This is a genomic window from Rhizobium album, from assembly GCF_003122325.1.
In the GTDB taxonomy this organism is placed as follows: domain Bacteria; phylum Pseudomonadota; class Alphaproteobacteria; order Rhizobiales; family Rhizobiaceae; genus Metarhizobium; species Metarhizobium album.
The window spans coordinates 47246-60382 of record NZ_QFBC01000025.1 but is presented as its reverse complement, the minus strand read 5'-3'; the positions used below and the strand labels follow the sequence as shown (position 1 = coordinate 60382).

The window sequence follows — 13137 nt, the reverse complement described above, 5'->3', positions numbered from 1 at the left end:
AACCTAAATCCAGGCCATCCAATCAATTTTCGCGCTTGCTTCAAGGGCGCAACCGTCAGTCGCCTGCAGCAGTGCCGCCCTCGTTGGTGAGGCGGTTTATAAGGCCCTCACACCAAACAAGTCAACACGCTATTTTCACAAATCTGCTAAAAACTCACAAACAGCTGATTATAAACAATAAATTCAAACGCAATCCCAAAAACGACCCAAAAACCAAACCAAAGCCAAAACCAAAATCACCCAAACGCAACCACAGGGCTTTGCCGAGCAGTCAAATGTTCTCGCAAAGAGGGCGGGGACGCCGAAAGGCTATTTGACAGAGCAACCGGGCGGCTTCCTCGTCATTCCGGAATCGGCAGCGGGGCTTCTTCTCGCTCTTATCCCGGCGCAAAAGGATGAACGGCAAGGGAATGTTCCCAGCGCTTTTCTTAAGAGAGTGCAGACGGTATGCACCTCCTGAAAGAGCTTCCATGGACGCGCGCAGGCCTGCACGCTTCTTATAGGAACAAACATCCGGTCTGCTTCGGGAAAACCAGCCATGTCCATACATCTGCCGGAACTGCCGGTAACCGCCGTCCTGCCGGAGATCGGCCAGGCCCTGTCGGAGCATGGTCGTGCCGTGTTGTCCGCGCCGCCCGGCGCCGGCAAGACGACGCTGGTGCCGCTCTTCCTGCTGGATGCGCCGTGGCGCGGCGACGGCCGCATCATCCTGCTCGAGCCGCGACGGCTGGCGGCACGGGCGGCGGCGGCGCGCATGGCGGCTATCCTGGGGGAATCGGTCGGCGAAACCGTCGGCTACCGCATGCGCCTCGACAACCGCATTTCGGCACGGACCCGCATCGAAGTGGTCACCGAGGGCGTTTTTGCCCGGATGATCCTCAACGATCCGGAGCTTGCCGGCGTCTCCGCCGTCATCTTCGACGAATTCCACGAACGGTCGCTCGATGCGGATTTTGGCCTGGCGCTGGCGCTCGACGTGCGTTCGGCGCTCCGCGACGACCTGCGCCTCCTGGTGATGTCGGCGACGCTGGATATCGAACGGGTTGCCGGCCTGCTCGGCAATCCACCTGTCATCGAAAGCATGGGCCGCAGCTTTCCGGTGGAGATCCGTCACCAGGAGCGGCCGGCGGGCGAACCGATCTGGGAGACGATGACGCGGGCGATCGCCGAAGCCCATCGGCGGGAAAGCGGCTCGATCCTGGCCTTCCTGCCGGGACAGAGCGAAATCACCCGGACGGCGGAACGGCTGGCGGGTCTTTTTGGCGAGGACACGATTATTGCGCCGCTTTACGGCAACCTGTCACAAAAGGAGCAGGATGCGGCCATTCGCCCGGCACCAGTCGGCCGGCGCAAGATCGTGCTCGCCACCTCGATTGCCGAGACCTCGATCACCATCGACGGCGTGCGGCTGGTGATCGACAGCGGCTTGCAGCGGTTGCCGGTCTTCGAACCGGCGACCGGCATCACCCGGCTGGAAACGGTGCGTGTATCGCGGGCTTCCGCCGAGCAGCGGGCCGGCCGCGCCGGGCGAACGGAGCCGGGGATCGCGCTACGCCTCTGGCATGCCGGCCAGACGGCGGCCCTGCCCGCCTTCACGCCGCCGCAGATCCTCTCCAGCGACCTCTCCGGCCTGGCACTCGATCTTGCCCATTGGGGCGTGCAGGATCCGAAAACACTAGCTTTCATCGATCCGCCGCCGCCGGCCGCGCTGCACGAAGCACGGCTGCTGCTGCAGATGCTGGGCGGACTGGACAGGCAATTTGCCCTGACAGAGCGCGGGCGCCGCATGCGCGACATGGCCCTGCCGCCGCGGCTGGCGGCCATGGTGCTGCAGGCAGCCGAGGAGGGACAGGCACGCGATGCCTGCCTGTTGGCGGTGCTGATGACCGAACAGGGGCTTGGCGGCCAGAGCATCGACATCGAGGAACGGCTGCGCCGGTTCCGGACAGAAAAGGGCGAGCGTGCCGAGGCGGCGCGCAAACTTGCCGGGCGGATAGCGGCCTCCGTGGAAAAGGGCGGCGGGCAGACAGGCTTGCAGGGCCTACCGGGTCCCTTGCTGATGCATGCCTATCCCGACCGGATCGCCCTGCAGCGCGGCGGACGCGGGCGGTTCGTGATGGCCAACGGCCGCGGCGCCGAACTGCCGGAAACCGAGCGGCTGGCGGCCAGCACCATGCTCGTCATCGCCGACCTCACCGGGCGGGCGGCGCAGGGCCGTATCCTGGCGGCAGCGGAAATTTCGCGCGGCGATGTCGAGGCACATATGCCGGAAGCGATCCGGCAGGAGGAGCAATCCTTCTTCGACAAGGCATCGCGGCAGGTGCGCGCCCGGCGGGTCACACGGCTTGGCGCCATCATCTTCGACGAAGTACCCCTGCCGCGCCCGAGCGGTGAGGCAGCGGCACGGGCGCTGGCCGACGGCGTGCGGGATCTCGGCCTCGATGTGCTGCCCTTTTCCAAGGAGGCGGCACAGTTGCGCGACCGTATCGGTTTCCTGCATCGCACCGGCGGCGACCCCTGGCCCGACATGAGCGACGCCGCCCTTCTCGACAGGCTCGACGACTGGTTCGTGCCCTTCCAGGGACAGGCGCGCGGGCTTTCCGACATTCATGCCGGCAGCCTGATCGACGGGCTGATGTCGCTGGTGCCGCATGCGGTACAGCGCGATCTCAACCGGCTGGCGCCGACCCATTTCGAAGCGCCCACCGGCCAGCGCCATCCGATTCGGTATGACGGCGACGAACCGGTGCTGTCGATCCGGGTGCAGGAACTGTTCGGGCTGACCAGCCATCCTGCCGTGGGGGTCGACCGCCGGCCGCTGCTCCTGGAACTGACGTCGCCGGCGCACCGGCCGATCCAGGCGACCCGGGACCTGCCGGGTTTCTGGGCCGGTTCGTGGAAGAACGTACGCGCCGACATGCGCGGCCGTTATCCGCGCCACCCCTGGCCCGAAGATCCGGCGGCGGCAGCGCCGACGACACGGGCCAAGCCGCGCGAGACATAAAGATATCCGGCCGGTTGCCGGCGATGGACGACAGAGACGCATTCCGGTGATGCCGTTTTCGCGCTAAACCACATGCTTGCATGGTTTTGCCGCTGATCCGCCTGCAGCGGACATGCGCGCGCAGAAAAACGGTGACGGGAAGGAACGGGCAGTGGTGACGGCAGAGATACAGGTTCCGCATCAATCCAGCCGCCGGTTGCGGCTGCAGACGCTGGTCTGGCTGCGCTGGCTGGCGGTGGGCGGGCAGGCGATGACCGTGATCATCGTCGCCTTCTGGCTGCAGTTTCCGCTGCCGCTGCTGGCGGCGGGGCTGCTGATCGGCTCGCTGGCGGCGGCGAATTTTTATCTCGCCGTGCGGTATCCGGCGACGCACCGGCTGGAACCACCGGCGGCCTTCGCGCTGCTCGGGTTCGATCTCGTGCAGTTGAGCGCTCTGCTGTTCATCACCGGCGGCCTTGCCAATCCTTTTGCGCCGCTGGTCTGCGTACCGGTGATCATTTCTTTCGCGTCGCAACCAATTCGCTACAGCATGATCCTGCTGCTCGCGGCGATCGCGGCGACCACGGCGCTGGCCTTTTCGCCGTTTTCGCTGCCCTGGTATTCCGATCGCGCCGTCTCGGTGCATGTGGTGATGCTGCTCGGCGTCTGGTGCGCCATCGCCTCCACCACCGCCTTCGCTGCCTTTTATGTCCATCGTGTCTCCAGCGAAGCGCGGCAACTCGGCGATGCGCTGACGGCGACGGAACTCGTATTGCAGCGTGAACAGCATCTTTCGCAGCTCGACGGCCTGGCCGCCGCCGCGGCGCACGAGCTCGGCACGCCGCTGGCGACGATCAGCGTCGTCGCCAAGGAGATGGAGCGCGAGCTTGGCGACGACGAGCGCTTTCGCGAGGACGTGCAATTGCTGCGCAGCCAGAGCGAACGCTGCCGCGACATCCTGCGGCGGCTGACGACGCTGTCGTCCGGCGACGAGGCGCATATGCGGCTCCTGCCGCTGTCGTCGCTGATCGAGGAGGTGATGGCGCCGCACCGCGAATTCGGCATCAAGCTGCTGCTTGTGGAAAAGACCGGGCGGGCCGGCGAGCCGGTCGGCCTGCGCAATCCCGGCATTCTCTACGGCCTTGGCAACCTCATCGAAAATGCCGTCGATTATGCGCGGGAAAAAGTGACGGTGACGGTCGAGCACAATCCGCAGGAGGTGATTGTGGTGATCGAGGACGACGGCGAAGGATATACGCCGGATATTCTGGCGCGCATCGGCGAGCCCTACGTCACCTCGCGTCAGCGCGACGACACGGCGGGTGGGCTGGGACTCGGGCTTTTTATCGCCAAGACGTTGCTGGAACGCTCGGGCGCGCGCCTGTCCTTCGAAAACCAGCCGGGCGCCCGCGTCCGGGTGGCATGGCCGCGGGCCTTGATGGAGGCCGGCAACAAAACGCTTTACCACCCCGGTTGAAGCAGCCATAACCAGTGCCGATATTGGGGTTATACCCCCCGCAAGGCACGAAAGAAGACGGACAAGATGCCAGCGACACCCGAAACGCCGAAAACTGCCGAGCCCGGCGACACCCACGACATCGGCCCCGATGCCTCGCTGCTGATCGTCGATGACGACACGGCATTTCTGCGCCGGCTTGCCCGCGCCATGGAAACACGCGGTTTCTCCGTCGAGACGGCCGAGACGGTTGCCGAAGGCATCGCCAAATCGAAAGCCAATCCGCCGAAACATGCGGTCGTCGACCTGCGGCTGACCGATGGTAGCGGGCTCGACGTCATCGAGGCGATCCGCCAGCGGCGCGAGGATACCCGCATCATCGTGCTGACCGGCTACGGCAATATCGCCACGGCGGTGACGGCGGTCAAATTGGGGGCGCTCGACTATCTCGCCAAGCCCGCCGATGCCGACGAGATCTACGCGGCGCTGACGCAGCGGCCGGGCGAACGGGCCGAACTGCCGGAAAATCCGATGTCGGCGGACCGGGTGCGTTGGGAGCATATCCAGCGGGTCTATGAAATGTGCGAACGCAACGTTTCCGAAACGGCGCGGCGGCTGAACATGCATCGCCGCACGCTGCAACGCATTCTCGCCAAGCGGGCGCCGAAATAAAGCAGTTCCAGCAAAAGTGCTGAGCGGTTTTGCGTCCGGAATTGCGCAGAAACAAGAGGGAAGAGTGTTTTCGCGATTCGAAGAAAAGCGGACATGCTCTGGGCGCCTTGTCTTTACGTCACGATGGACTTTCCCGCCGCCCATTCCGCCAGCATCAGGCGCTCCGCCGCCGTGCGGGAAAAACTGAGGGTGACCGATTTGCGGGTCGCCGGCGGCAGGCGGTGTTCCGGCGCCTCGCGAATCAGATGCGCGCCGTAACCATCGGAGAGGAAAAGGCCGCAGTCTTCCGGAAAAATATCGAGCGGCACGTCCTTGTGGGTGGCGAAGAACAGCCGGTCGCAATGGGTGCGATAATCCGGCCATTTCCTGTCGACCCGAAAATCCTCGATCGAGGTCTTGATCTCGATGATCCAGATCTCGCCTTTTTCCGTCAACGTGATCAGATCGGCGCGCCGGCCGCTGGAAAGCGACAGTTCGGGCAGCACGGCATGGCGCATGTCATGCAGGAGAATCTGCATGCCGCGGCGCACCAGCATGGCCCTGTCCGATTGTCGTCCGTCGATTAACGGATTGTTATTGTAAACAGAAAGAATCGTCACGGGATAAGTTTTTCTCGGTCGCGCAGCATGTTGCAAAAAAACCATGGGCTTCTAATTTGCGCTGCGGATTGAACTTGTTGCAGAGCAACAGCTTGCAAAGCCAAGTTTAATCGAAAATAAACCATAATCAACGATGGTTCGAAAGAGCCTCCTGCATTATCAAAATCCTAAGAGAATTCCATGCGCTTCCGCGATGCATTGACTGTATTCGGCCTGGTGACGACGCTCGCCATTTCCGGCTGCTCCACGACCTCCACCACCGCTGACGCCGGAAAGTCCGACGACGGCAAGACCGAAACGGCGCAGATCTTCGACGACGCCTACGGCCAGGTGACTGATGCCGGTTACGCCCTGCCGGCGATCCCGATCCAGAAGGTCAGCGAGAAGTTCCGCCGCCAGATCGTCAGCTACCAGTCGAACGAGCGGCCGGGCACGATCATCGTCAATACCCGCGAGCGCCATCTCTATTACATCCTGTCGAGCGGCAAGGCCGTTCGTTACGGCATCGGCGTCGGCAAGCAGGGTTTTGCCTGGCAGGGTGAAGCCTACATCGCCTGGAAGCAGGAATGGCCGACCTGGCATCCGCCGAAAGAAATGGCGGCCCGCCGTCCGGACGTGGCGAAATATGTCGAGGCCGGCATGGGCCCGGGCCTGCGCAACCCGCTCGGCGCCCGCGCCATGTATCTCTTCAATGAAAAGGGCCAGGACACGCTGTTCCGCCTGCACGGCACGCCGGAATGGGCGTCCATCGGCACGGCCGCTTCATCGGGCTGCATCCGCCTGATGAACCAGGACATCATCGACCTCTACAAGCGCGTCCGCCCCGGCAAGAACGCCAAGGTTATCGTGATCCAGTAATTCTTGCGGTCAAACGCAGCAGAAAGGCCGCCGGAGCATCGCCCGGCGGCCTTTTTTGTTTGCTTTATCCGCTTGTTCTTGCCGCATTGTCCGATGCCGAAGCGATACCGCTTCGGCTGGACATGCTCCCGGCATCCCTCAGGCGACGCTCTTCGCCTTCAGCTCCAGCCGGCGGCGGTGCAGCACCGGTTCGGTATAGCCGTTCGGCTGGACACGGCCCTTCAGAACCAGCTCCAGCGCCGCCTGGAAGGCGACCGATTCGTCGAAACGGCCGGCCATCGGCTGGTACAGCGGGTCGCCGGCGTTCTGGCCATCGACGACGGCGGCCATGCGCCGCATGGTCTCGACGATCTGCGCTTGCGTGACCACACCGTGATGCAGCCAGTTCGCCATGTGCTGGGCGGAGATGCGCAGCGTCGCGCGGTCTTCCATCAGGGCGATGTTGTTGATGTCGGGCACCTTGGAGCAACCGACGCCCTGGTCGACCCAGCGGACGACATAACCGAGAATGCCCTGGGCATTGTTGTCGAGTTCGCGCTGGATTTCTTCCGGCGTCCAGTTCGGCCGGGGGGCGACCGGCACCGAGAGAATGTCCGAAAGTTTGGCGCGGGCACGGTCCTTGAGACCCTGCTGCAGGCGGGCGACATTGACCTTGTGGTAATGCGTGGCATGCAGCGTCGCCGCCGTCGGTGACGGCACCCAGGCGGTGTTGGCACCGGCCTTGGGATGGGCGATCTTCTGCTCCAGCATCGCCGCCATCAGGTCCGGCATCGCCCACATGCCCTTGCCGATCTGCGCATGGCCGGAGAGGCCGCATTCGAGGCCGATATCGACGTTCCAGTTTTCGTAAGCGGCGATCCAGGCGGCCTGCTTCATGTCACCCTTGCGAATCATCGGGCCGGCTTCCATCGAGGTATGGATCTCGTCGCCGGTGCGGTCGAGGAAACCGGTGTTGATGAAGACGACGCGCTCGCGGGCGGCGCGGATGCATTCCTTGAGGTTGACCGTGGTGCGGCGCTCCTCGTCCATGATGCCCATCTTGATGGTGTTGCGGCCCATGCCCAGCGCGTCCTCGACGCGGGAGAAGATTTCGCCGGCAAAGGCGACTTCTTCCGGGCCATGCATCTTCGGCTTGACGACATACATCGAGCCGGTGCGGGAATTCTGCAGGCGGCCGTTCGGGCCGATATCGTAAAGCGCGATCAGCGCCGTAACGACAGCATCCATGATGCCTTCGGGCACGTCCCTGCCGTCGCGGTCGAGGATTGCCGGATTGGTCATCAAGTGACCGACATTGCGCACCAGCATCAGCGAGCGGCCCGGCAAGCTCGCCGCAGATCCATCAGGCGCGGTCAGTTCGAGATCGGCAGAGAGCTTGCGGGTGAATGACCGGCCGCCCTTGCTGATCTCTTCAGCCAGATCGCCCTTCATCAGCCCGAGCCAGTTGCGATAGACGACCACCTTGTCGGCCGCATCGACCGCCGCGACGGAATCCTCGCAATCCATGATCGTGGTGATCGCCGATTCGAGGCCGACATCGGCGATACCGGCCGGATCGTCCTTGCCGATCAGGCTGTCGGGATCGACGAAGACCAGGGTGTGCAGATTGTTCGTCTTGAAATAAAGGCGATAGGCGCTGTCGCTTTCACGCTTGAAGCCGGCATACTGGCCGGGATCGGCAAGGCCAGTGCGGCCTTCGGCGGTATCGACGAGCAGTGCACCGTTCTCATAGTCGAAGCCGGTGACATCAGTCCATTTGCCGGCGGCGAGCGGAATGCTGGTGTCGAGAAAATCTTTCGCCCAGGCAACCACCCGGGCACCCCGCGCCGGATCGTAACCGGGACCAGTTGGCGAATCACCCAGTGCATCCGTGCCGTACAGCGCATCGTAGAGCGAGCCCCAGCGGGCATTGGCGGCGTTGAGGGCGTAGCGGGCATTCATCACCGGCACGACGAGCTGCGGACCGGCGATGCTGGCGATCTCGGGATCGACATTGGCGGTGGCAACGGTGAAATCGTCGCCTTCCGGCAGCAGGTAGCCGATTTCGCGCAGGAATGCCTGATACCGGTCCATGTCGGTGGGCGCGCCATTGGCGCGGTACCACTCGTCGATCCTGGCCTGCAGATCGTCACGCTTTTGCAGCAGTTCGCGGTTGCGTGGCGCCAGATCGTGCACGATGGCGGAAAACTTTTCGAAGAAGGCATCGGCATCGAGGCCGGTGCCGGGCAGCGCCTCGTTCACCAGGAAATCATGCAGCACCGCGTCGATGGCTAGTCCGTGCTTTTCAATGCGGCTCATGATGATCGCTCCGTTCTTTCTCGTTGCATGCGTTGTCCGCAGTGTGCCCTGCTTTGATTCATAGTCAATTCAGCAATGGTTCGAAAGATTTGTTCCGTTTTGGAAAAAGTGATCGTTCCTTTTGCCGCTCAGTGATGCGCGATGCGGGGCCGGCCGCTGGCGGTGGCGATGAAACGTGCCTCGATCAGCTTGCGTTGCCCTTCCACCTCCGGCGCATCGATTTCTTCGATGAGACTGACGACGGGTTCGTCGGCGCCGTTCAGGCGCGCCTGCGCCAGGGCGGCTTCAGCTGCGCGCTGCCGGGCCGTGGCAAAACTGTCATCCTCATTGAAAAGGCGAAGACTGTCGCCGGAGCCATTGATGATGAAGATGCCCTCTTCCGGCATGGTGATGAAGACGGTGACGCTCGCCTTTACCTGGCCGACCACAGCGCCGATGGCGTTGGCGACATCCGAATCACCGGGAATGGCCGATTCGGCCGAGAGCATTTCGGCGATGGCCGGATAATAGACCGGGGCCGAAGCGCCGAGGCCGATCAGCGGCCGGTCGAGTGCGGCCGTGAAGCGCACGATGCCGGGCGCGCGCCGCAGTGCCCGATCGATCTGCTGCGACCGGGCGGGATCGATCTCGCCGATGCCATCCTCCGCCAGGCAGGCGGCGAGAATCACTTCGGCGGATTGCCGGGTCAGGGCCGCAACGATGTTTTTCGCCATGTCTTCCGGCGAAGCGGCAATCGGCCGGCCGGAGCCATCCTTCATGCGGATGGCGAGTTCGAGGCCGAGGCGGGCCGCCTCGGCATTCCACTGGCCCTGGCGGCCGAGCACATGCATCGCATCGGACGGCGTCAGGCCGCAGAGGTGCACGAGGCCGCGGGCAATGAGGCGGTCGAGCGTCGCTTTCTGCGAGGTCGAGGTGAGCAACTGGTCGAGAGCGACAGGCGTCGTGCCGATCCGGTCGAACAGCGCCTGCTCCTGCGTTTGCAGGCCGGCGGCCAGATGATCGGGCACGCCGGTGCGCACCGCGAATCGACCGTCATGCCGGCCCATATGCGTCGCGCGCTTCTGCCGTTCGAGCACCGGGAGAACGGCATCGCCATAGGTGGCCGCCGCCAGGCTGAGCGGCAGCAGACGCCGCGGGCCGAGATGCAGCCCGGCGACCAGGCCGCGGTCGTTGATATGCAGTTCCGAATCACCGCCCAGCCCGTAGGTGCGCATCGCCACCGCCTCGACCATGGTGCGGTAACCGCCGACGACGGCGCCTTCGGCATCGAGCCGCGGCCGGCCGCCGTCGAGCACGGCGACGTCGGTGGTGGTGCCGCCGATATCGGAGACGACGCCGTTGTCGAGGCCGGTGAGGTAACGGGCGCCGACCAGGCTGGCGGCGGGGCCGGACAAGATCGTCTCGATCGGCCGGATTTTTGCTTCGCTGGCGGCAATCAGCGCGCCGTCGCCGCGCACCACCATCATCGGCGCATCGATGCCGCGGCGGATCAGAAAATCCTCGCAGGCGCCGACCAACCGGTCGATCATCGACACCAGCCGGGCATTGAGCAGCGTCGTCAGCGCCCGGCGCGGGCCGCCGAGTTTGGACGAGAGTTCATGGCTGCAGGTCACGGGCAGATGCGAGACTTCATGGATGCGTTGCCGCACGCGGATCTCGTGCGCCGGATTGCGCACGGCAAAATAGCCGGCGACGGCAAAGGAGGAGACGGTTTTCGAAAGCTCGGGCAGAGCCTCCTCCAGCGCCGTCATGTCGAGCGGCGTTTCGTGACCATGCACATTGTGGCCGCCCGGCAGGAAGATTACCGGATCGCCGCCCAGCGCCTGGTCGAGGCCGTCGCGCTTCAGGTCCTCGGGACCGAAACCGATCATGACCAGGCCGGCGCGGCCGCCCTGCCCTTCCACCAGCGCATTGGTGGCCAGCGTCGTCGACAGAGACACGAGACTGATCGCCGACACCGGCACGTCGGCCTGTCGCAACACCGCATCGACGGCACCGGAAATGCCGACGGCAAGGTCGTGACGGGTGGTGAGCGATTTCGCCTTGGCGACGACGCCTTGCGTTTCGTCAAAAAGCACCGCGTCGGTGTAAGTGCCACCGGTATCGATGCCGAGCAGATATTGGGATTTCACGCGAACCAGGTCCTGTCAGGAAAAACAACTTGAAGCGGCCATCTTCAAGATAAACGCATAAGCTGTTATGGCATCTAGGAAATGGCTGACAACGGCAAATATGCCTGCATCAACGCACAAACGACGATTTCCGGTGGGGACGATGACGAAAAAGCCTGAAGCATTTGCACCGATCGGCGCGCTTGCGGCCGCCCTTCTCGCCTTCCTTCCCGTCAGCGCAACGGCGCAGGAAGAAGAATACAAGCCGCAGATCCCCGAAGCCTCGATCTACCAGGCGATGCTGGATGCCAACAAGCAGACCGGCTGGATCGCCTTCCGGCAGTTCATGGACCAGGAGCTGATCTATTTCACCACCCTGCAGACCATGCATTGCCGGCTTTCGGAAATCCGCTATTCGATCAATTCCGAGACGCTGGACAAGCGGTTTCCGGTAGCGAAATGCGATCCGCAGCTGCCCTTCAACCTGCCGGACGATCCGACCAACGAAACGCTGTATCTCAAGCTGAAGCCTGGTGAGGCCAAGACCATCGCCATCCAGGTCGTCTGGGACGACGGCAACGGCAGCGAGATCGTCGTCTACAAACCCTGCCAGAACGCCGAGGCGACCTGCGCCCAGATCAAGACGATCCTCAAGCCGACGAAGATGAAGACCGAGCCCGCACCCGCAACGCCAACCCGTTGAGCGGCTGGGTGGTGAGTTTCTGCACCGGCCAGGGGTCTGTCTCGGGCGTCATCTCGAATCGATAGCGGTGCATCAGCACCGCCAGAGCGATAACGGCTTCCTGCAACGCAAAGGTGGCGCCGATGCAGATGCGCGGGCCGGCGCCGAACGGCAGGAACTGAAAACGGTTGATCTTGCCGCGGTTCTCCGGAAGGAAGCGCTCCGGCATGAAGGCGCGGGGTTTTTCCCAATAGAGCGCATGGCGATGCAGCGTCCACGGCATGATCAGCACTGTGACGCCGGCATCGATGCGCACCACCTCGCCGGAAGGACTGGTCCACGAATCATCCATGATCGCCGCCCGGTTGATCGACGGCGCCGGCGGATAGAGCCGCAAGGCCTCCTCGAAGGACGCCCGCACATTCGGCATCAACTCCAGCCATTCCACCGGCTCGGCGCGGCTGGCGAGCACCCGGTCGATCTCCTCTTCCATCGCCGCCTGAACATGCGGGGCATTGGCGACGCAATAGAGCGTCCAGGCAAGCGCCCGGGCCGTCGTTTCGTGGCCGGCGCCGATGAAGGTGAGGATATTGTCCTCGATCTCGTCGAGAGTCAGCCCGTCCGGGCCGTCGAGGTCAAGCAGCAGCGTCAGGAAATCGTTGGGCGTGTTGGCCCGGTCCGTCGCCATGCGATCTTTCCGCATCTCCATGGTGCGGAAAACGATGTCGCGGAACTTCGCCAGCACCTTCGTGCCGCCGATGCGGGTCAGCCGCGGCACCCAGGACGGTGCGCGCAGAAGATCCATCGGATCGACCCGACCCATGCGGTGCAGCAGCTGGTCGACATCGTCGGAGAATTTTTCCGATTGCGAGGCGATCTCGCCGGAAAACAGCGTGTCGGCGAGGATGGCAAAGGCGAGCTCCGTCATGTCGACGGAGATGTCGAAAACCTTGCCCTCCGGGCCGCAACCGGCATATTTTTCGGCGTAGAGTTCGGATTGCCGCAACATCTGGCCGGCAAAACCCTTGGCATGCCGCGGCGTGAACACCGGTGCCATCGCCTTGCGCGAGCGCTTCCAGACATCGCCTTCCGCCGTCAGGAGCCCGTCGCGCAGGATCGGCCGGAGGATGAGCTGGCGGATCTCCGACATCTCGTAATTGGCGGCGTTATCGACGAGCACGTGCCGGATCAGGCCGGGATCGTTGACGATCAGCGTGCGTTCCTTGAAGAATTTCGTGTGGATCCAGGGCAGCGTGTAGGAGGGTTCGCCCCAGAGTTCCAGCGGATTGCGCATCACCGTGCGGATGATTTCCAGCCGCGACGGCGGCACGGTGCGCGGCACCGGTGCCGGCGGTTCGAAGGGTTCCGGACGCATATCCATGGGATCCGCCTTTCCGTGATGCCGGGGCAATTCGAGCAAAACGCGAAACGCGTTTTGCATCCTCTATCGCCTGAAACAGAGAGCACGCACATTCCGG

At 63.7% G+C, this 13137-nt stretch carries 10 protein-coding genes; 6 read left to right on the top strand and 4 right to left on the bottom strand.

What is annotated here, in order from left to right; all coding sequences use genetic code 11:
• The 4 genes from DEM27_RS34475 to DEM27_RS30960 all read left to right on the top strand — a co-directional run.
• A partial coding sequence (locus tag DEM27_RS34475) for a hypothetical protein (RefSeq protein ID WP_205908993.1) occupies positions 1-317 on the top strand: 317 nt, incomplete at its 5' end.
• 221 nt (positions 318-538) lie between these two features.
• Positions 539-3004, top strand: coding sequence for an ATP-dependent helicase HrpB (hrpB, locus tag DEM27_RS30970; RefSeq protein ID WP_109462097.1), 2466 nt, complete (start codon positions 539-541; stop codon positions 3002-3004).
• A 151-nt stretch (positions 3005-3155) separates the two neighbouring features.
• Complete coding sequence (locus tag DEM27_RS30965; protein WP_420028872.1) at positions 3156-4460, top strand: ActS/PrrB/RegB family redox-sensitive histidine kinase; 1305 nt, start codon at positions 3156-3158, stop codon at positions 4458-4460.
• Between the two features lie 66 nt (positions 4461-4526).
• Positions 4527-5111: an ActR/PrrA/RegA family redox response regulator transcription factor gene (locus DEM27_RS30960; protein ID WP_109462095.1), complete on the top strand. Its 585-nt coding sequence runs from the start codon at positions 4527-4529 to the stop codon at positions 5109-5111.
• A 113-nt stretch (positions 5112-5224) separates the two neighbouring features.
• Here DEM27_RS30960 and DEM27_RS30955 read toward each other — a convergent pair whose 3' ends face one another.
• Positions 5225-5710, bottom strand: coding sequence for an MmcB family DNA repair protein (locus tag DEM27_RS30955; protein WP_109462094.1), 486 nt, complete (start codon positions 5708-5710; stop codon positions 5225-5227).
• A 180-nt stretch (positions 5711-5890) separates the two neighbouring features.
• Between DEM27_RS30955 and DEM27_RS30950 the strand changes: the two genes are divergently transcribed.
• The gene (locus DEM27_RS30950) at positions 5891-6568 is read left to right on the top strand and encodes a L,D-transpeptidase (RefSeq protein WP_109462093.1); all 678 of its coding nucleotides are present in this window, start codon (positions 5891-5893) and stop codon (positions 6566-6568) included.
• Between the two features lie 138 nt (positions 6569-6706).
• On the opposite strand, the gene DEM27_RS30945 is transcribed toward DEM27_RS30950, so the two are convergent.
• Positions 6707-8866 (bottom strand): malate synthase G, encoded by a 2160-nt coding sequence (locus DEM27_RS30945; protein ID WP_109462092.1) that lies wholly within the window; start codon positions 8864-8866, stop codon positions 6707-6709.
• A gap of 128 nt (positions 8867-8994) precedes the next feature.
• The gene (locus DEM27_RS30940) at positions 8995-10998 is read right to left on the bottom strand and encodes a hydantoinase/oxoprolinase N-terminal domain-containing protein (protein WP_109462091.1); all 2004 of its coding nucleotides are present in this window, start codon (positions 10996-10998) and stop codon (positions 8995-8997) included.
• A 142-nt stretch (positions 10999-11140) separates the two neighbouring features.
• On the opposite strand from DEM27_RS30940, the gene DEM27_RS30935 reads away from it, so the two are divergent.
• Positions 11141-11680 carry a hypothetical protein gene (locus DEM27_RS30935; protein ID WP_128755605.1) on the top strand — a complete coding sequence of 180 codons (540 nt, stop codon included), beginning with the start codon at positions 11141-11143 and terminating at the stop codon, positions 11678-11680.
• Here DEM27_RS30935 and DEM27_RS30930 read toward each other — a convergent pair.
• Entirely contained in the window at positions 11628-13040 is a 1413-nt protein-coding gene (locus DEM27_RS30930; RefSeq protein WP_109462089.1) for a cytochrome P450, read from the bottom strand. The genes DEM27_RS30935 and DEM27_RS30930 overlap by 53 nt on opposite strands.
• Positions 13041-13137: the final 97 nt, after the last annotated feature.